Raw genomic sequence first — 19,126 nt, forward strand, 5'->3', positions numbered from 1 at the left:
CCCGTCGGGCACGGGGGTGGGTGTGGGGGTGGGCGTGGCGGTGGGGGCCGGGGGGTCGGCCGGGTCGGGCGGACCGATCGCGAGGCGGTAGTCGTCGGAGCGGCCGACCCAGTCGCCGTCGGCGCCCCGGCGCTGGACGAGCGCGGCGTTGACGACGACCTCCTCCGGTACGGCGTCCGCCCGGAAGGCCATCCGGACCGGCACGGTGACGGCCCGTCGGGCGGGCACGGCGAAGCCGCCGAAGCCGGTGAACGCGCCGACGCTCTCGGCCTCCTCGGTCGCCTCGAAGGTGACCGCCCGCCAGCGCTCGGCCTCCGCGTCGTAGAACTCCAGCCGGATCTGCTCGGGCCGCAGCACCCGCTCCTCGTCGACCAGGACGAGCACCGGATGCACCCCGGTGCAGGGGCTGCCGGTGGTGTTCCGCACCTCCAGCTCCCAGGTCCGGAAGGCCCCTCCGGCGGGGTAGTCGGAGGGCCCGCCGTGGATCCGCGTGTCGAGCGGGAACCCGGTGTCCGCCGCACCCCCGCAGGTGGGGGCGGGCGCGGGGGCGGCCACGCCCGAGGGGGCGGCCGAGGCCGAGGCGGGTGGCAGGGTCAGCGTCAGGGAGACGGCCACGGCGGCGAGGGCGGGGGCGCTGCGCAGGGGCCGGGGGGCGGGTGCCATGTGCGGGTGCCTTTGTGCTCGCGGACGTACGGATCGCCCGCGACGCTGCCATGCCGTCCGCCCCGCGACGGGCGACGACACTCCCGGGTGGCCCGGCCGGACCGCCGAATCCGCCCGATCAGCCTATGGTCGGACCATCTGATGAACGCGGGACCAGGGGGCGCGGCTCCGCCGTCGGCGCAAGGCCGAAGACCGGCGCCAGGCCGAAGACAGGGGCCAGGACGAGGTGGGCCGCGCCCAGCGCCACGGCGTGCGGGGCGGTCGTCACCTCCACCGGGGTCGGGAGGCGGAGGCCGGCCAGCACGGCGGCCACCCCCGCCGTGAAGACCTCGGGCGCCGCGAGGACCACCCGGCCGCCGAGCAGGACCCGGTCGATGTCGAGGAGCCGGACCAGGTTCGCCGCGCCGGTGCCGAGGATCCGCGCGGCCTCGGGCAGCTCGCCCCTGGCCACCGCCGCGAGGCAGAGCACCTCCAGGCAGCCGCGCGCGCCGCAGCCGCAGGCCGGCCCGTCGAGCTGGACCGTGTGGTGGCCGAGTTCGCCCGCGCCCGTCCGCTCGCCGCGCAGCGGGGCGCCGCCGACGACGAGGCCCGCGCCGAGCCCCGTACCGAGGTGGACGTAGGCGAAGGAGCGGGGCGCGCCGGGGCGGACCGCGAGGCCGAGGGCGGCGGCGTTGGTGTCCTTGTCGAGCGTGACGGGCAGCCCGAGGCGCGCGGCCAGCTCGTCCCGTACCGGGAAGCCGTCCCACACCGGCGCCCCCGTCACCCGCCCCGGCACGCCCCGCCGGTGGTCCAGCGGCCCCGGCATGGCGAGCCCGACCCCGAGGACGGGCGCGGCGGCCGTCTCCGCGCCGGCGGCCGTCTCCGCGCCGGCCGCCGTCTCCGCGCCGGCCGCCGCCTCCCTGCCGGCCGCCGCCTCCCTACCGGGCGCCGGCGCCTCCGGGCCCGCCGGCGCCGGCTCCCCGCCCGTCGCCGTCAGCAGCGCCCGTACCTCCTCCGCGACGGTCGCGAGGACCGGTTCCGGGCCGGCGGCCAGGGTCAGCGGGCGGTGACGGACGGCGACGGGGGTGCCGGTGAGGTCGGTGAGGGCGAGGGTGAGGCCGTCGCGGTCGAGGTGGGCGCCGACGGCGTACGCGGCGGTGGGGACGAGACGCAGGACGGTGCGGGGCTTGCCGCCGGTCGAGGCGCGCCGGCCGGCCTCCGCCACCAGGCCCTCGGCGCGCAGCCGGGCGGTGATCTTGCTGACGGCCTGCGGGGTGAGGCCGGTGCGGGCGGCCAGTTCGAGCCGGCTGATGCCGTCCTCCCCCGCCGTGCGCAGCAGGTCGAGCACGAGCGCCGCGTTGTGGCCGCGCAGCGCCGACAGGTTGGCTCCGCCGCCGGGGTCTCTCGTCATCACCGTCACCGGGCCATTCTGCCTCCTGCTTGCACTTTGGCAACAGCGTTGCTTAAGTGCTTCTCATGACGCCCCTCACCACCCCCCTCCCCCTCCGCGTCGGCCTCGTCGGCTACGGCCTCGCGGGCTCCGTCTTCCACGCCCCGCTGATCGCCGCCTCCCCCGACCTGACGCTCACCGCCGTCACCACCGGGAACCCGGAGCGCGCCGCCGAGGCGCGGGCCGCCCACCCGGGCGTCCAGGTGCTCGCCCGGCCGGAGGACCTCTGGGCCGACGGCGGCCCGGAGCTCGACCTGGTCGTGGTCGCCTCCCCCAACAAGACCCACGTCCCGATCGCCGAGGCCGCCCTGAAGGCGGGGCTGCCGGTCGTCGTCGACAAGCCGCTCGCCGCGACCGCCGCCGAGGCACGCGGCCTCGCCGCGCTGGCCGAGGAGCGCGGGCTGCTGCTGTCCGTCTTCCAGAACCGGCGCTGGGACAGCGACTTCCTCACCCTCCGCCGCCTCCTCGACGACGGCGAGCTCGGCGAGGTCCAGCGCTTCGAGTCCCGCTTCGAGCGGTGGCGTCCGCTCCTGAAGGGCGGCTGGCGGGAGTCGGGCGCCCCGGAGGAGATCGGCGGACTGCTCTACGACCTCGGCAGCCACGTCGTCGACCAGGCGCTGGTCCTCTTCGGCCCCGCCGTCTCCGTCTACGCCGAGTCGGACGTGCGCCGCCCGGGCGCGGAGGCCGACGACGACACCTTCGTGGCGATCACCCACGCGAACGGCGTCCGCTCCCACCTGTACGTGAGCGCCACCGCCGCCCAGCTCGGCCCCCGGTTCCGGGTGCTCGGGCAGCGCGCCGGCTTCGTGACGTACGGGCTCGACCCGCAGGAGGCGGCGCTCCGCGAGGGGCTGCGGCCCGGCCCCGGCACGGCCTGGGGCGTGGAGCCCGAGGCCCTGTGGGGCCGGCTCGGCTCCGGGGAGTCCCCGCTGACCGGCGGCGGGACGCCGGTCGAGTCGGTGCCGGGGGACTACCCGGCGTACTACGCGGCCGTCGCCGCCGCCGTGCGCGGCACCGGCCCGAACCCGGTGACCGCGCGCGAGGCCGCCGCCGCCCTGGACGTCCTGGAGGCGGCGCGGCGGTCGGCCCGCGAGGGCGTGACGGTCAGGCTGACCCCCGCGACCGACGGCGCCGACGGCTGACGGCGACGAGCACGCCGCCGCCGAGGGCGAGGCCGGCCGCCGTCACGCCCATGACGGCCTTCCCGGTGCCGGCGCCGGTCTCGGGGAGTTCGCCGCCACCGCCCGGGCCGCCGCCGTGGTGGCCGCCGGTGTCGTCGCCGTAGCCGCCGTCGGAGCCACCGCCGTTGTCGGTGCCACCGTTGTCCGTACCGCCGCTGTCCGTACCGCCGTTGTCGGTGCCGCCGCTGTCGGTGGATTCCGTCGGGCTGGGCGTGGGCTCCGTGGGCGTGGGCTCCGTGGGGGTCGGCTCCGTCGGGGTCGGCGTGGTGTCGGTCGGGGTCGGGGTCGGTTCCGTCGGCGTCGGGGTCGGGTCCTCGTCGCAGGACGGCAGGTCGCCGTCGAACGGGTAGTTGTGGATCTCCTGACCGCCGCCCCCGCCCGGTTCGGACGCGTGGGTGAGGTCGCCGGTGGTGAAGAACCGGCCGTTCATGCCCGGCATGGTGAGGGTCGCGGTGCTGGCCTGGTTGCCGATGAGCACGCTGCCCGCGAACTGCGCGGTGCCCTCGAACTTCACCCGGGTCGCGTCGGGGAAGTTCCACAGCAGCCGGTCGCGGAGCCCCGGCAGGCCGCCGATGTAGGAGTCGACGGTCCGGTCGTCCCCGAGGACGTTGACGAGGACGGTCGCGTTCGCGGGGATGTTCTCGAAGCGGATGCCCTGCTGCCCGCCGCTCGCCGACTCCAGGTCGAAGTCGACGGTGAAGACCTGGAGCGCGGAGGTGCCGTCGCCGGTGAAGAGGGTCTCGGAGCCGTTGTTGACGGCCGTGCCGGTGGGGGTGCGGGAGGCCCCTCCGACGTACGCGTAGCACTGGCTGGCGGCGGTGAGTTCGCCGCGCAGGGCGGTGTACGGGGCGACGGCGGCGGCGTCCTGGACGGGCGCCGGGACGACGGTGCCGGTGACCGTGCCCGCGTACACGGTCTTCCCGCTGACGGAGCCCTCCTCGGTGAGGAGGCGCTGCCCGGGGGCGACGGTGACGTTCTTGCCGACGCTGAGGAAGGGGGTGCCGTTGTCGGGCACGACGCGCGACCCGACACCGGCGACGCCGACGTTGTAGACCGCCGAGACGCCCGCGCGCTTGGCCTGGTCGAAGCCGCCGAGGACGACGACCTTGCCCTCGGCCTCGGCGGCGGCCTCGCGGACCAGGAAGTCGCCGCCGACGAAGACGTTGATGCCGTTGTCGCGCCACCGCACGCCGTCGTTGTTGACGTCGGGGTACGTGGGCGGGCACGTGCCCGGCTTGCAGGGGCCGAGCCCGCCGGGCAGCGGATCGGCGGCGCCGGTGGCGGCGAGGCCGCCGACGAGGGCGCCGGCGGCGAGGACCGCCGTCGCGGCGGAGAGGACGAGGCGGGCTCTGCGGCGGGGGACGCGTTCGGTCTTCACAGGTTCCATGTGCCGCAATATGCATAAAAGGGTACGAAAAGGGTGGCACCCCACGCGGGGCGCCACCCCTTTCGGACGGTCAGACGCCCGCCGGCCGCCGGCGCGAGACGGGTCGGGCGCCGGACTGGTCGGGCGCGAGACGGGTCAGGCGCTCTTCAGTTCCTGGCGCTGGCGGCCCAGTCCCTCGATCTCCAGCTCGACGACGTCGCCGGGGCGGAGGTACGGCTTGGGGTCGGGCTGCCCCATGGCGACGCCGGCGGGCGTGCCGGTGTTGATGACGTCGCCCGGGTAAAGGGTCATGAAGCGGCTCACGTACCGGACGACCTCGGCGACCGGGAAGATCTGGTCCGAGGTGTGCCCCTCCTGCTTCAGCTCGCCGTTCACCCACAGGCGCAGGGTGAGGTCCTGCGGGTCGGGCACCTCGTCGGCGGTGACCAGCCAGGGCCCGAGCGGGTTGAAGGTCTCGCAGTTCTTGCCCTTGTCCCAGGTGCCGCCGCGCTCGATCTGGAACTCGCGCTCGGAGACGTCGTGCGCGAGCGCGTACCCGGCGACGTGCGCCAGGGCCTCCTCGTCGGTCTCCAGGTAGCGGGCGGTCCGGCCGATGACGATCGCCAGCTCGACCTCCCAGTCCGTCTTCACCGAGCCGCGCGGCACGAGCACGGTGTCGTCCGGCCCGACGACGGTGTCGGCGGCCTTAAGGAAGACGACCGGCTCGGCCGGGGTGGCCTGGCCGGTCTCGGCGGCGTGCCCGTGGTAGTTCAGCCCGATGCACACGACCTTGCCGATCCGGCCGACCGGCGGGCCGACCCGCAGCCCCGTGGCGTCGCCGGAACCGCCGTACGCGGGCAGCACCCCGGCCTCGGCGGCGGCGCGGATCCGGTCGAGGGTGGCGGTGTCCGAGAGCAGCCGTCCGTCGACGTCGTCGGTGAAGGAGGACAGGTCGCGGAGGGTCCCGTCGCCGTCGAGGAGGGCGGGGCGCTCGGCGCCCGGCGGGCCGACTCGCAGCAGCTTCATGGTCTTCTCCCTGTGGTCGAGGTGGGCCCGGGGAGGCCCTTCGGTGCCCCGGCCGATGGAGTGCGGCCATCGGAGGATCGTCCGATCCTCCAAGACTCCCGTTCAGCCCGCAAGACCCCGTTCAGCCTGCGGACCCTTACGCGCGGGTAGCGACGCGGGCAGGCAGCGGCCGCCGCATGAGCAGCGCGCGCTCGACGACGGACCAGGTGGTGCTGGTGACGAGGTAGAGCGCGACCGCCAGCGGGACGACGGCGGCGGTGACGACCGTCCCGAAGGAGAGCAGCGGCAGCACCCGCCCCAGGGCCGCGGGCCCGCCTCCGCCGGGCGCCGCGGCCATCTCCCGCCGGGTCCGGAGGTACTGGTACGCGGCGACGCCGAGGGCCACGGCGAAGAGCGCGAGGTACACCAGTCCGGCCGGCCCGAAGGGCCCGCCGTCGCCGAGGGCGTCGGCCCACCGCGCGTCCAGCGGCGCGGCCAGGAGGCTGTGGCCGGCCATCCGGTCGCCGGAGGAGAAGAGGGAGTACAGCAGGAGGAAGGCGGGCACCTGGAGCAGCCCCGGCAGGATCCCGGCGAACGGCGAGACCTTCTCCTTGGCGTGCAGCTCCAGGACCGCCTGCTGGAGCCGCTCCGGCCGCTTCCCGTGCTTCTCCCGGAGCGCGGCGATCTGGGGCGCGAGCCGGACGCGGGCCTGCTGGCCCCGGACGGAGGCGCGGGAGAGGGGGTGGACGGCGAGCCGGACGAGGGCGGTGAGGAGGATGACGGCGGCGGCGGTCGAGGCGCCGCCGAAGGCGGGCTGGAGGAGCGCGGCGAGGCGCCCGACGAGGTCGGAGAAGGCGTCGAGGACGGGGGACGGGAAGACGGACAAGGGAACCCTCCGGGGTTCGTCGTGCCGGGGATGACGGGTCTCGGCATGACGGACCGCGCGAGGGGGTGCTCTCGCGGGTGGCGCTTTCGCGTGTTCTGAGGACCCCTACGCGGCCGTCGGGAGGGTGCGTCCGGGCGCCCGGGGCCGGCGGCGGCCGGCGGCGTCGGGGTCGCGCTGCGGGAGGAAGGCCGTGCGGCGGGCCCGGTCGCGCAGCGCGGTGCGTATGAGCGTGGACGGCGCGGCCGGAGCCGTACGGACGCCGACCAGGCCGCAGACGACGGCGGAGGCCGCGGAGACGGCGACGGCGACGGTCGCGGAGACGGAGCCGTCGGTGAGGGCCAGCCCCGCGAAGGCGATCACGAGGAGGACCGGGAGGAGGACGAGGGGCGCGACGCGCCGCAGGACCAGACTCCTGCCCATCACGCCCCCCGTTCCCCGAACTTCACTGTCCGTCGGGTAGGACGAACGGCCGTACGAGAGGGTTCCCGCCGTTTCGGCGAATCGTCGGGCCCGGCCACTGACCCGTCGGGCCGGTCGCGGACGTCGGCCGGTCACTGACCCCGGGCCCGGTCACCGACCCGTCGGGTCCCGTCACAGACCCGTCAGGTCCAGCGGGGTGAGCAGCCTGCGCGGCGCGAGGAGGGCCCGGGCGACGGGGTCGGCGGGGTCGGGGTCGAGCCCGTCGCCGGGCCGCATCTCCACGTCGGCGGGGGTCACGGGGACGCGGCAGGCCGGACACGCGCCGCTCCGGTCCAGCTCGGTGCCGCAGTCGGCGTGGTGGAACCGGCGCATCGGGAGGGTGCCGGGGATCTCGTTCCTTCCCCAGGCGCCGAGGGCCCACAGGACGGGCCAGAGGGCGAGGCCGCGCTCGGTGAGGACGTACTCGTCGCGGGGCGGGGAGTCCTGGTAGCGGCGGCGGTCGAGGACACCGGCGTCGACGAGGGCCTGGAGCCGGCCGGCAAGGACGGCGCGGGGGGCGCCGAGGTGGGCGAGGAAGTCGCTGTAGCGGCGGACGCCGTAGAAGGCGTCGCGCACCACGAGGAGGGTCCAGCGCTCGCCGACGACCTCCAGGGCGCGGGCGATGGAGCACTGCTGCTGGGCGTAGTCCTTGCCGAGGGCCATGCCCACCAGCGTACCGAAGAGGGTTCACTCAACGAACCGATGAGGGTAGGGTGTGGGCCCTAGTAGGTTCAATGAACGAACCCAGTCGTCGATGAACGAACCCAGTCGGTGAACGAACCCAGTCGTTTCCCTCTCTCGGGTGGAGGCCCACCGTGCGTACAGCCCACTCCGCTCCCCCACACGACACCGCCGCCCCCGCCCGCTCCCCCGGCCCGGGAACCCTCGCCGTCACCGGCATCGCCACCGCCCTCGCGCTGATGAACTACACGGCGCCGATGCTGACGCTCCCGGCGACGGCGGAGGCGTTCGGGACGCCGTCCTCGGCGCAGGCGTGGCTGCTCAACGGCACCCCGCTGGGCCTCGCCGCGCTGCTCCTGGTGGCGGGCGCGCTGGCCGACGCGCACGGCCGGCGCCGGGTCTTCCTGCTCGGCACGCTCGCCCTCGGCGTCACCACGGCGCTCGGCGCCTTCGCCGGCTCGACGGCGCTGTTCACCGCGGCCCGCATCGCCCAGGGCGCGGCGAGCGCGGCCGTCCTCGCGGGCAGCCTGGGCCTGCTCGCCGACGCGTACCCCTCGGGCCGCGACCGGATCCGGGCCACCGGCATCTGGGGCGCGTCGGTGAGCGGCGGAATCGCCCTGGGCCCGCTCGTGACGGGCGCGCTCAGCCTGCTGGACTGGCGTCTGGCGTACGCGACGCTGGGCGCGGCGACCGCGCTGACCGCGGCGGTGGGGGCCCGCACGCTCACCGGCCCGGCCCGCCCGGCGGAAGGCCGTACACCCACGGACCCGGCCCGCCCGGCGGAAGCCCCTACACCCGCGCCCCCGGCCCGCCCGGCGGAAGCCCGTACACCCGCGCCCCCGGCCCGCCCGGCGGACCAGCCCACGGGGCGCACGCACCCCGACCTCGCGGGCGCGACGACGCTCGCCCTCGCGATGGCGGCGCTGCTGACCGCCCTGACGCTGGGCCGGGACGGCTGGCTGCGCCCGGTGATCGGCGTCCTCCTGCTGGCGGCGGCGGCGCTCACCGCCCTCTTCCTCCTGGTCGAGCGCCGCGCGGCGCAGCCGATGATCGATCTGGGACTGCTGCGGAGGCCGGAGTTCCGGGTGGCGGCGCTGGGGGCGCTGTTCACCGGCCTGGCGGTGATCGGCCTGTTCAGCGTCGTCCCGGCGCTGCTCCAGCGCGGCGCGGGGATGGCGCCCCTGGCGACGGCCTGGCTGTTCGTCCTCTGGTCGGGCACCTCCTTCGTGGTCGCGCTGCAGGCCCGCAGGCTCGCGGGCCGGATCTCGGCTCCGTACCAACTCGCTCTCGGCTTCGTCCTGTCGGCGGCCGGCGTCCTCGCCCTCCTCGGCGCCCTCGACTCCCCCGCCCTCCCCTGGCCGCGCCTGATCACCGGCCTGGTGGTGGCGGGCGCGGGCAGCGGCCTCCTGAACGCCGCCCTCCCCCGCCTCGCGGTCGACTCCGTCCCACCGGAGCGGGCGGCGATGGGCTCGGGCGCGAACAACACGGCCCGATACCTCGGTTCGGCCGCCGGCGTGGCCCTGATGCTCGCCCTCTCGGCGGCGGGCCCCGACGCGGCCGTGACGGCCGCCGCGGCCCTCGCCCTGGCGGGCGCGGGACTCACCGTCGCAGGGTCGCCCAGACGACGAGCCGGTAGCGGGAGGTGAACTCGGGCGTGCAGGTGGTGAGGGTGAGGTACGAACCGGCCCGGGAGTACCCGTACGAGGGCTTGACGATCGACCGGGGCACGGACTGGATCACGCCGGTGTCGCGCGGCGAGGTGACCGGCAGGATCTGGTCGACGCGGTAGGTGTACGTCCCCTCCCGCGTCCGCAGCGAGATCTCGTCGCCCTTCCGCAGCCGGTTGACGTACCGGAACGGCTCACCGTGCGTGTTCCGGTGCCCGGCCAGCGCGACGTTCCCGACGGCACCGGGCGCCGCGGTGCCGGGATAGTGCCCGACGTACCCCTTGTCGAGCACCTTGCTCTTGGAGATCCCCTGGGCGACGGGCACGCTCAGCCCGATCCGGGGGATACGGAGCACGGCGAAGGTGTCGCCGGAGGAAGGAGGGGAGGCGGACGGAGGCTCCCCGGAGCCCCTGGAAGGCGCAGCGGAACGGGAAGGGGAGGCGGAAGGCGCCCCTGTCACCGACCCCGCCCCCGACCCTGCCGCCGAAGCCGAAGCCGTCACGCCGGGGGACGCGGGGCCCGACGACTCGACGACCGGAGGAGAGATGTCCCACTCCCGCTCCAACAGGGCCACCTGCTCCCCCGCCTCGGCGCGGGCCTGCTGATTGGTCCACCACAGCTGGTGGACGACCAGCAGCAGGATGAGAACACCGCAGGTGACGACGGTCTCGGCGGCGAACCAGAGCACGCGGGCGAGTCCACGGCGCCCCGAGCGCGCCTGGACGACGACCGGCACCCTCTCCCGCCCCCTGTCCCGCACGCCCGGCACGATAAGCGCTGCGGCGCCAACTCTCCAGGGCCGTACAGCAGTACGGTGAAGGGCATGCGCCCCGACACGCCTGCAGCCCACACCGCCGAAGCCGACCGTCTGCTGCGCACCGCCGCGCAATACCCCGGCGACCGGGAGCCCCTGCTGCTCCAGGCCGCGGCCCACCTGGAACTCGCGGACGACCGACCGGGCGCGACGGCCCTCTACGACGACCTGCTGTCCGGCGACCCCGCCGCCCCGCACCTGATCCGCGCCCTCAAGGCGGCGAACCTGTGGGAGTACGGGCACGAGGCCGAGGCGAGGGCCATCATCGACGGCGTACGCCGCGCCCGTCCGTCGGAGGCAGCCCCCTGGGAGATCGCCGCGCAGACCCTGGAGGCCCACGACGAACTGGAGGAGGCCGAGACAACCCTCACGGAGGCGGCGACCCTCCTGGCGGGGGACACCGCCGAACTCCCCCACCCCACCGTCTCCCTCCTCACCACCCGCCACCGCGTCCGCCGCATGCTGGCCAGGGACCACGACACCTGGGACACCCTGGCGGACCGCCTCCACCCCGGCCCGATCCCCCTGGACGAGCTCCACGACCCGAAACGCCTCTGGTCCCTGGGCTCCTCCGACCCGGCCGAACTCCAGGCCGAGATCACCCGCCTCCGCGCCGAGCTCGGCACCTACCGCACGGCCCTCTCCCGCCCCTTCCCGGTCGCGGTCCTCCACTGGCCGGAACCGGAGCTCACGGAACTTCTCACGGCCTACCCGGAACTGGAAACGGAGTACCCCACCTACCGAGCCCACCTGACGGACATCGAAGCCTCCCTCCGGGAACTGTCCGCAGCCGGCACCCCCAACCTGGGCATCGTCCGCGCCACGGTCCCCTCCTACGAAGCCTTCGCCGCCTCCGAGACCTCCTCCCCCGCCAACCCCGACCTCCTCCCCCAATACGCCACCACCCTCGCCGCCCGAGCCCGAGCCCTCCCCTGGCCCCCGCTGACCACGGACGCGTGCTGGTGCGGCTCCGAGACCACGTACGGGGAGTGCCACGGGGCGGAGTGAGCCCCCGACCGTCCGGCAGAATGCCTGTGTGTCCGAAGCCCTCCCTTCCTCCCCAGGCGTTTCGGCCCGCATGAGCCGGCAGGCCAGCAAGGACACGGCCGCCGAGCTCGCGGTCCGTCGCCTTCTCCACGCGGCCGGCCTCCGCTATCGGGTCGAGTACCCCGTGCCGGGCATGCCCCGACGCCGGATGGACGTGGCCTTCACCTCGGTGAAGGTGGCCGTACTGATTGACGGCTGCTTCTGGCACGGCTGTCCGGAACACGCCACGCATCCGAAGGCGAACGCGGCATGGTGGCGGCAGAAGCTCGACCGCAACATGGCCCGCGACAGGGAGACGACCGAGCACTTGCAGGCCCAAGGGTGGACCGTTCTGCGCTTCTGGGAACACATACCGCCGGACGAGGTCGCCGCGACGGTACGGGCGACCGTGGCGGAGAAGCGGCGAGAGGGAACACCGGGGGCAGGCGCGCCGACGGCGCCGGAGACGAAGGACCGGCACGATGACGCGTGACCCGCTCCGTTTCGTCGACATCTGCTCCGGCGCGGGTGGCCTCGCCTCCGGTCTGGAGAGCGCCGGCTTCACGCCCGCCCTGCTCCTCGACCACAAGCACCAGGCGTGCGAGACGATCCTCGCCAACCGACCGCACTGGAACGTGGTCTGCGAGGACCTGGTCGACTTCCTCCCCGACGAGCACCCCGAGAGCCTCGACGTCGACCTCCTCTCCGCCGGTCTGCCGAGGGTGAAGGCATCGGCGGCGCGTGGGACCGACGACGCCGGGGAGCTGCGACTTCTCGAGGCGACGGTGTACCTGCTGCACTCCGTCCAGCCTCGCGCCCTGCTGCTGGAGAACCTGCCCGCGTTGGTCGACTCTGCCGAGTACGCCGGAATCCGGTCGTTCATCGAGAAGGAGCTGACCCACCTCGGCTACCGATTCCTCTGGTTCGTACTGAACGCCGCCGACCACGGCGTGCCGCAGGAACGCCGGTCGGGAATCCTGGTGGCACTCAAGGAACCGTGGTTCGGCGCCTTCGCCCCGCCGCAGCCGACGGTCACCGAGCACGTCCCCGTCGGACGAGCGCTGCTCCCGTCCATGAAGGCCCGGGGGTGGCCTGACGCCGAGGCGTGGGCCGCCCAGGCCCTGGCGGTGGCGCCGACGCTGGTCGGCGGGTCCGAGAACCGTGGCGGGGCAGACCTCGGCCCGTCGGGCACGAAGCGGGCCTGGGCGCGGATGGGCGTGAACGCGGGAGCCCTGGCCGACGAGGTCCCCGGCCCGGAGTACACGTGGCCGCGTCCGACCGATCCCGCTCTGATGGTGAAGCTCACGGTGGACCAGGCGGCCCTTCTCCAGTCCTTCCCCCCGGATTGGCACATCACGGGACGCAAGACGGCTCGCTACCGTCAGATCGGCCACGCCACTCCCCCGCCGGTGGGCGCCGCGCTCGGAAGGTCGCTGGCCACCGCCCTGCGATCTGTCCACAGGGCATAGAGAGGCGTGCTTCCCGCCTCAGCCCGCCGGCTAGAATTCGGACCCATGAGTCACATCGAAACGGACAGCTCCTCCCCGGCGAGGTTCCGCATCCTCGACCTCTTCGCCGGCCCCGGCGGGCTCGATGTGGCAGCAGACGTCCTGGGGCACGAGGTGACCGGCATCGAATGGGACGCCGGAGCGTGCGCGACCCGCGCCAAGGCCGGGATGGACACCTTCAAGGGTGACGTCCGTGAGTACCGCGCCGCCTTCTTCCCCCATGCCCAGGTACTGACCGGTGGCCCCCCGTGCCAGACGTTCACCGTCGCCGGGCACGGCGCGGGCCGCAGGGCGCTGGATCAGGTGCTGCAGTACGTCGACCGCCTGCACCGGGCGGTGCGCGACACCACGGACCGCTCCGACGCGTCAGGCACCTGGACACACGTCTTCCGGACCTGGCGGAAGATCCACGAGGAACTCCGACTCAAGGAGGTCGAGGCCCGGGCCGTCAAGGCCGAGAAGCGGGCCGTGGAGCAGTCCAGGACCCAGCTGCGCAAGGCCATGCGGCAGCGGCTCGAGAAGCTGGGCAACTCGCCGGAGGAGGCGAAGGCGTTCCTGAGGGACCTCGGTGAGCCACAGGGAATCGACCGCCTCGACGACGAGGTGGCGCGCCTGGTCAAGGAGTTCGGCGAGCTGACGGGCCGGCTGGACAAGCTGAAGGACAAGCTCGAGGAGCTGGGCGACGAACGGACAGGACTCGTTCTTCAGCCCCTCTGGTGGATCATCGAGCGGAGCAGGAGGCCCGGATCGGTGCCCTTCCAGGCCGTGATCTTGGAGCAGGTACCGGCCGTGATGCCGGTGTGGGAGGCGTACAGCGAGGTCCTCGACACCCTCGGGTACCGCACCACCACGCAGCTGCTCCACACGGAGGCTTTCGGCGTTCCCCAGACCAGGCGGCGCGCGGTGCTGATGGCCCGCCGCGACGGGGGCGACCGCTCCCCTCTTCCTCCTGTGAAGCAGACGCACGAGCTGTACCACCGGGGAAGGGTCCTCGCCGACACACTGCCCGTGGAGGCTGCCGGGGGCGAGGACGACCAGCGCCGCGACAAGTGGATCTCCATGGAGCAGGCGCTGGAGAGCGCCGGTCGATACTCGGAGGACGTGCGCGCACGTCCTCCGTTCACCGTCGTTTCCAACTACGGGACCGGCGGCAAGCCCGATGATCGGGGTCGTCGTGACCACAACGTCCCCTCCGCCACGGTCACCGGAAAGGTCTCCCGGAACCGTCTCGTCCATCCGGGCACCGACGAGAACCTCGACGGCGGCCTCGCCCGTTTCAATCACGCCGAGGCCGGGGTGCTGCAGACCTTCCCCGCCGCCTATCCGTGGGACGGCAACGACATCTCCCAGCAGATCGGCAACGCGGTGCCTCCGCGGCTCGCCCTGCATGTACTGCGCCACGTGCTCGAACCCGACCTGGGGAAGAAGGAGGCCGCGGCCAGGCTGGAGCAGTGCATCGAGAAGCTGATGGCCTGGAAGCCCCGGCGGACGGCAAAGCCGCGCGAGCAGGGCGACCTGGAGGGTCACCCGCTCACCGGCCGGTGACCCTCCCTCCGCTCATTCCTTCACGGCTCGCCCTCGAACGGGCGCCGTCTCGAACAGGTCGGCGAAAAAGTCGGCGAGGTCGTTCACCGACTTCTTCGGCACCGGTTCCTCATGGGGCCCGTCCGGCAGGACGTGCCTCGGCACAGAAGCACGGGCGGGCTCCTCGATCCACTCACGCACCACGCTCGGGTCGCGCGGCACGTCGGGGGCCAGCGCGTCGTAGACGAGAGTCGCACCGGCGGCGCTGATCGCCGTCATCAGGCCCTCGATCTCACGACCGGTGACGGCGACGCCCCGCTCCATGACCTGGACGAGTGCCTGTGCGGTGGGCCGGTGATCGATCAGCTCCCGTCGGAGTGCCGAGTGAATGAGGTCCTGGTTGCCGCAGGCCGTGACCACCGGCGCATAGTCCGAACCGTCCCGGAACATCTCGGCGGCCCACCACAGTCGGGAGAAACACTGCCGGTCGGCCGCGCCCCTGAACCGCTCCGGGCTGATCTTCGACGTCTTCCGGGAGAAGTGGCGCCAGGCCACATAGTCCGGTGCGACGGCCAGTGCCAGGTGGGTCCACAGCCTGCGGTCGGCCGCCTCGCGACGGGTGAGGCGCAGCGCAGCGTGCAGCCGGGGCGCCAACCAGGCGTCGGCCTGGGTCCGGTTGTCCTCGAACGCGTGCATGGCGTCCTCGATGAGGTCGCGGATCGGTTCGACCTCCCATCGGGGGTCCTCTTCCGGCAGTCGGTCGACGACCTTGTCCAGGTCGACACCGGCGTGCCCCGCGACCCCCCCGAGCAGGTCCTCCGTGAGGAAGGGCTCCGCGGCGGCCGCCGACAGCAGACCGAGGCGGAGGGGCACGTGGTACGGCTTCTCGATCATGCGTGGTCCCCTCGGTTCGACTGCTGGAGCGCGCGCAGGGTCTGGGAGAGCGCCCGGCTCACGCCGGCACGACGCACGGCTGCATAGTGGATGCGGGTCTGAAGTTCCACCCAACCGGCGTCGCCGGTGCGTCGTCGATGGACCCGCCGGAGCGCTTCTTCCACGTGAACGCCTGGGACGACGTCGGGGAGCATTTCGCGGAGCACCTCGCCGCGCCAGTCGATGGGAAACACGGGCGTGCCGTCGGGTTCCGTCTCCAGGTCGCCCACGGCGCTGTGGAAAACGGCCGTCCACACGTCCGTGGACATCTGGGTGACGAGCAGTTCGTGGACCTTGTTCTCCATTCCGCCGCTCTCGGCGTCCAGGAGGTCGGCGAAGCCTTCGACGTCGGTGTTGACCAGCACGACGGGCACCCTGCCGGAGGCGTCCACGATCCAGGGGGCGTCCGCGTACACCTGGAGCCACTCCCGGGAACTCTTGGCGAACCCGACCTGCTTGACGTCGAGACGCAGTCCGCCGAGGGGTTCGTCCGCGGTCACGTCGACGGTCCAGTCCTCGTCGGTCTCCGCGACGGACCGGCCCGCGACGTCGTCGACGGTGGCGACGGCCTGGGCGGAGAGAAAGGCGCGGCCCACGTGGTCGTCCCGGTTCACCTCGACGAACCCGGACCACTCCTTGCTCCCCGGCGCGTCCTGCCGGAGTTCCACGGAGGTCCGCACGTTGGTCTCGCTGTCGGAGAGCGTGACCAGGACCTTCAGGCCGGTCCACGGAGCGTCGTCGGCGACCGCGCCCGGAGGCAGAGTGGCGGAGAGGCCGATCCTGGCCGAGGTCCAGTCGTCGTGCTGTGCCACCCCCAGGGCGACGGTCCGCTGCGGCACGGACCATGCCGAGGTGTCCAGAAGGTCCCGGGTGTTGTCGGGCAGCTTGAGGGATGCCGAGGTCACCCGGAGGGTGATCGGCCGGTTGAGCCGCTTGTACGGGTAGAACTTCATGCCCTCATTCCCCCTTGCCGGCGCGCAGTTCGAGCACCAGCCGTGTCAGTGCGGTGCGGACCGGGTGGCTCGTGACGTCGGTGGCACCGCCGAACACTGCGCGTCGGGCGCCGGGCGTGAAGCGCAACACACCGTCGTCCACCTCGCAGCCCTCTTCGGCGACGAGTTCCGCCCAGTCCAGGCGGGGGCGAGCTCCCGAGCGCACGTCGAGCAGAACCACGGGGGTCATGACGGGGAGTTCGTCGGCGCGCGGCAGCTTCACCTCCGCCGTGATCCGCCACTCCCCCGCCGGGCCGATGGACGCCTCGAGGCCGTCGAGTTCCGGCAGCCCGGGCCCCCCGGAGCGCCGGGACGTCCTCTTGGCAGGGGAGACGGTGAGGGCCTTCCGCAGCTTGGCACCGCCCTCGTCGCCGGACCGCTTGGGCCTGGCGACCAGCTCCTTCACCGCCGCGTTCACCTCGGTGGTCAGGCGCGCGATGCGGTGGTGCGCAGTGTGCGACCAGCGCAGGGTCAGCTCCTCCGTCTGGCCCCACCGATCGTGCTCAGGCGGTTCGGCGGCCCGAAGGAATTCCTCGGCCTCCTCGGCGAAGGGTGCGGTCTCCCCGGCTGCGGTCCCAGTGAGGAGCACCGCCTGGAAGCTGTTGACGCCCAGGGGAAGCCCCGCCACGGTCGACCGTTTGATGGTCATTCGATTGCCCCGCAGGGAGTGAACCTGCTTGGGGACGCCGTCCTTGTCGCCCGCGTCCGTGACCAGGAGAACAGCCTGGTGAGTACCGAGCGTGCCGCGCCGGCCGCCCGCCAGCGGCAGTCTCAGCGGGACCGTGCGCAGGGCGACCTGCCCAGGCTCGGTCAGCCGGTCGACGGTCGTCCCCTCGTAGAAGGCGCGCAGCGCCCGGGTGCGCGCCGGCTGGGCGTCGGTGGGATCGATCTGCTGCTCCTCGACGACGACCTGGCCGTTGCGGAGTGTGCGGACCGAGGTCTCCAGGAGGGGGAGCCTGCTCCCTCCGGCGGTCATGGCGGCCCAGAAGTCCCTTTCGAGGGCCTCGACCAGGCGTCGGTGCATGGATCGGATGTCGCGGGTTCCGTCGTCCTCCTGGCCGCCCCGGCCGTCCTCATCGTCCATCGCCCGTTCGGCGTTGCTCTCGTCGAGACTGGCCACGTCGTGGGCACCGACGATGAGGAAGGAGGTCCCCGGCTCATCGCTGTCGCGGGTGAGATGGAGGCGCTCGACGGTCTCCTCGTCCGCCCACCAGGAGCGGGTGACCTGGGCCCCGGGGCTGTCGGGGTCGGGACGTCCGAGCCAGGCCGGTCCGGCGTAGGTGCCGTCACCGACGGACCGCCACGGCAGCTCCAGGCGCCCGATGACACGCCGCTCGGTCCGGCCCTCGTGGGGCACCGAGAGGGTGGAGTTGATCAGCACCATGCCGAGGGCGCTCGTCGCCCACAAGGTCGCCTTGCCGAGGCCGAAGGAGCCGCCGGCACCGCGGTCCGACTTGAGGCTCTCCAGCTGGCGCCGGACGACTGCGGCGAACTTGCCGTTGTCGTAGTCGTCGCCGACGAGGCCGGAGGCGTTGTAGTCGTCGACGCGGAGGAGGACGAGCCTGCCTTTCTCGAACATGTCGCGTACGCCGGCATGGACGACCCGCCCGACCTTCTGGTGGGCGGCCGTCTCCGACACCGCCTCGTAGTGGGGCTGGAGCTCGTCCCAGAGGATGGCCTGTCGAAACGCGTCGAGCGTCTCGCCGGTGATCTCATGGATGGTGTAACGCACGCGGACCGGACGCCCGTTGTCGACCAAGCGCTCGTCGAGGCTGTTCTGGCAGGTCTCGCGGGCGAGCACCTGGACGTCGGCGTCGAAGGCGAAGGCTGCGGCGTTGCCGCCGTCACGCCCGCCGTCCTGGTAACCGGGGCGGTGGTACCAGGTGATGGGGAGACCGGCCTGAGTGTCGGTGGTGCGGGTGTGCACAGTGCCGATGTCCGTGCCGAGCGCTCTGGCGATCTCCGCCATCATCGTCGGGCGCGGGACCGACCGTCGGGTGATCCACGCCGACACCGCGGCGCGCGTCAGATTCAGCTCATCGGCCAGCTCGGCCTGCGTCTTCCCCGCGAGCTTGAGCTGGCGGGCCAACCAGGGCCCGAAGTCCTCGCCCGTCTCCATGCAACCACCCGTTTCCGTTCCTGACCGTGTCCGGTGACAGGACGGAGAGTAATTTGACGCCAAGCAGAACGTCAAATTCCACTTGACAGACGTGGCGGCGCCGCCGAACGTACTCGGCCACACATCAAGAAAAACATCCCGTTTGCAGATGAATGCCCGACTCGTACGATTTGCAAGCATATGAAGTGGCGGCCTATCGAATCCAGCCACCCGACGCGACACGTGGCCTGAATTCGCTCTATACCCGGCCTGGAATCGCTCGTAATCTAGGTCGGTGAAAGTCGGGGGAGGAGCCCTCCGAAACAAGGGGTGAGCTGTACCCTCAGCCATCCCGAACCGCACCGACACATGTTCTCGAAAAATCCCACGAGGAGAACTTCGCGGATCGTGTGGCGCCGCAAGAGCGCTGTGCCCTAGCGTTGATCGAGTACACCTCGAGGCAGGAACACCTGCCGTCGAGTTGCACGGCGTAGCTGCATGAATTTCCCATGCCTAAATCGCATCACGCATGGGTGAAACTCCTCGGCCACACTTTTCTCGAAAGGAAAATCGCATGAACAATTCCTCGGGGGGCCTGAATTCGGCATGCCCGGACGACGACTACGCTTGGGCCTTTTCGCCCGAGTCCGGGCGGGACCACAGCGCCTTCGGGCTCTACGCCTCCACGCTGCCTCACGGCGCTCCGCGGAAGGATCTCGTCGACATGACCGGAGAGACCCTCGAGTACCTCGACATGATGAGTGACCACGCCCTCGTCATCGACGAGCCCGACCCTGACCACCGCGATGACGGCTGACCGCTCCCTCGCCTCCGCGCGGCTGGCCGGCCTGGTGCAAGGCACCGATGCAACCCGGGACCTTGAACCGGGCCGGC

General features: G+C 73.0%; 18 protein-coding genes. 7 read left to right on the forward strand and 11 right to left on the reverse strand.

Annotated elements, in window-relative coordinates; translation table 11 throughout:
• Together IF73_RS0124275 and IF73_RS0124280 are read right to left on the reverse strand one after the other, a co-directional pair.
• Window positions 1–663 (reverse strand): hypothetical protein (locus tag IF73_RS0124275; RefSeq protein ID WP_037880325.1); only part of this gene is annotated, 663 nt, incomplete at its 3' end.
• 118 nt (window positions 664–781) lie between these two features.
• Window positions 782–2,053, reverse strand: coding sequence for an ROK family transcriptional regulator (locus IF73_RS0124280; protein ID WP_078868234.1), 1,272 nt, complete (start codon window positions 2,051–2,053; stop codon window positions 782–784).
• 65 nt (window positions 2,054–2,118) lie between these two features.
• Between IF73_RS0124280 and IF73_RS0124285 the strand changes: the two genes are divergently transcribed.
• Window positions 2,119–3,234 (forward strand): Gfo/Idh/MocA family oxidoreductase, encoded by a 1,116-nt coding sequence (locus tag IF73_RS0124285; RefSeq protein WP_031011609.1) that lies wholly within the window; start codon window positions 2,119–2,121, stop codon window positions 3,232–3,234.
• Here the strand turns inward: IF73_RS0124285 and IF73_RS0124290 are convergent.
• The 5 genes from IF73_RS0124290 to IF73_RS0124310 all read right to left on the reverse strand — a co-directional run bounded on the left by IF73_RS0124290 (window position 3,197) and on the right by IF73_RS0124310 (window position 7,652).
• Window positions 3,197–4,660, reverse strand: coding sequence for a choice-of-anchor A family protein (locus tag IF73_RS0124290; protein WP_031011611.1), 1,464 nt, complete (start codon window positions 4,658–4,660; stop codon window positions 3,197–3,199). The two genes, IF73_RS0124285 and IF73_RS0124290, sit on opposite strands and share 38 nt — an antisense overlap.
• Window positions 4,661–4,795: 135 nt before the next feature.
• Window positions 4,796–5,665 carry a fumarylacetoacetate hydrolase family protein gene (locus IF73_RS0124295; protein ID WP_030497511.1) on the reverse strand — a complete coding sequence of 290 codons (870 nt, stop codon included), beginning with the start codon at window positions 5,663–5,665 and terminating at the stop codon, window positions 4,796–4,798.
• A 136-nt stretch (window positions 5,666–5,801) separates the two neighbouring features.
• The gene (locus tag IF73_RS0124300; RefSeq protein WP_031011613.1) at window positions 5,802–6,530 is read right to left on the reverse strand and encodes a YidC/Oxa1 family membrane protein insertase; all 729 of its coding nucleotides are present in this window, start codon (window positions 6,528–6,530) and stop codon (window positions 5,802–5,804) included.
• A 105-nt stretch (window positions 6,531–6,635) separates the two neighbouring features.
• The gene (locus IF73_RS0124305) at window positions 6,636–6,950 is read right to left on the reverse strand and encodes a DUF6412 domain-containing protein (RefSeq protein ID WP_031011616.1); all 315 of its coding nucleotides are present in this window, start codon (window positions 6,948–6,950) and stop codon (window positions 6,636–6,638) included.
• Window positions 6,951–7,121: 171 nt separating this feature from the next.
• Window positions 7,122–7,652 carry a winged helix-turn-helix transcriptional regulator gene (locus tag IF73_RS0124310; protein ID WP_031011618.1) on the reverse strand — a complete coding sequence of 177 codons (531 nt, stop codon included), beginning with the start codon at window positions 7,650–7,652 and terminating at the stop codon, window positions 7,122–7,124.
• A 152-nt stretch (window positions 7,653–7,804) separates the two neighbouring features.
• Here IF73_RS0124310 and IF73_RS38005 point away from each other — a divergent pair, with 152 nt between their 5' ends.
• A complete protein-coding gene (locus tag IF73_RS38005) occupies window positions 7,805–9,316 on the forward strand; it encodes an MFS transporter (protein WP_037880328.1) in 1,512 nt (503 codons plus the stop codon).
• On the opposite strand, the gene IF73_RS0124325 is transcribed toward IF73_RS38005, so the two are convergent.
• The gene (locus IF73_RS0124325; RefSeq protein WP_031011619.1) at window positions 9,270–10,097 is read right to left on the reverse strand and encodes a class E sortase; all 828 of its coding nucleotides are present in this window, start codon (window positions 10,095–10,097) and stop codon (window positions 9,270–9,272) included. The two genes, IF73_RS38005 and IF73_RS0124325, sit on opposite strands and share 47 nt — an antisense overlap.
• A 63-nt stretch (window positions 10,098–10,160) precedes the next feature.
• Between IF73_RS0124325 and IF73_RS0124330 the strand changes: the two genes are divergently transcribed.
• The 4 genes from IF73_RS0124330 (at window position 10,161) to IF73_RS0124345 (ending at window position 14,230) form a co-directional block, all read left to right on the forward strand.
• Entirely contained in the window at window positions 10,161–11,159 is a 999-nt protein-coding gene (locus IF73_RS0124330) for an SEC-C domain-containing protein (RefSeq protein ID WP_031011621.1), read from the forward strand.
• 70 nt (window positions 11,160–11,229) lie between these two features.
• On the forward strand, window positions 11,230–11,670 hold the full coding sequence (locus IF73_RS0124335) for a very short patch repair endonuclease (protein WP_051717256.1): 441 nt from the start codon (window positions 11,230–11,232) through the stop codon (window positions 11,668–11,670).
• Window positions 11,660–12,646 (forward strand): DNA cytosine methyltransferase, encoded by a 987-nt coding sequence (locus IF73_RS0124340; protein ID WP_031011625.1) that lies wholly within the window; start codon window positions 11,660–11,662, stop codon window positions 12,644–12,646. Before IF73_RS0124335 ends, IF73_RS0124340 begins: the two co-directional genes overlap by 11 nt.
• Before the next feature lie 45 nt (window positions 12,647–12,691).
• Window positions 12,692–14,230, forward strand: a complete 1,539-nt coding sequence (locus tag IF73_RS0124345; protein ID WP_078868229.1) for a DNA cytosine methyltransferase — start codon at window positions 12,692–12,694, stop codon at window positions 14,228–14,230.
• Window positions 14,231–14,242: 12 nt separating this feature from the next.
• Here the strand turns inward: IF73_RS0124345 and IF73_RS0124350 are convergent, their stop codons facing one another.
• The 3 genes from IF73_RS0124350 to IF73_RS0124360 are packed head-to-tail and all read right to left on the reverse strand — an operon-like array spanning window position 14,243 to window position 18,253.
• The gene (locus tag IF73_RS0124350; protein WP_031011627.1) at window positions 14,243–15,103 is read right to left on the reverse strand and encodes a DUF6339 family protein; all 861 of its coding nucleotides are present in this window, start codon (window positions 15,101–15,103) and stop codon (window positions 14,243–14,245) included.
• Window positions 15,100–16,095, reverse strand: a complete 996-nt coding sequence (locus tag IF73_RS0124355; protein ID WP_031011628.1) for a hypothetical protein — start codon at window positions 16,093–16,095, stop codon at window positions 15,100–15,102. Before IF73_RS0124355 ends, IF73_RS0124350 begins: the two co-directional genes overlap by 4 nt.
• A 4-nt stretch (window positions 16,096–16,099) precedes the next feature.
• Window positions 16,100–18,253 carry a helix-turn-helix transcriptional regulator gene (locus IF73_RS0124360; protein WP_031011630.1) on the reverse strand — a complete coding sequence of 718 codons (2,154 nt, stop codon included), beginning with the start codon at window positions 18,251–18,253 and terminating at the stop codon, window positions 16,100–16,102.
• 553 nt (window positions 18,254–18,806) lie between these two features.
• Between IF73_RS0124360 and IF73_RS0124365 the strand changes: the two genes are divergently transcribed.
• Window positions 18,807–19,049 (forward strand): hypothetical protein, encoded by a 243-nt coding sequence (locus tag IF73_RS0124365; RefSeq protein WP_031011632.1) that lies wholly within the window; start codon window positions 18,807–18,809, stop codon window positions 19,047–19,049.
• Window positions 19,050–19,126 lie beyond the last annotated feature (77 nt).

The sequence above is a fragment of the Streptomyces sp. NRRL F-5727 genome (assembly GCF_000719555.1).
Lineage (GTDB): Bacteria > Actinomycetota > Actinomycetes > Streptomycetales > Streptomycetaceae > Streptomyces.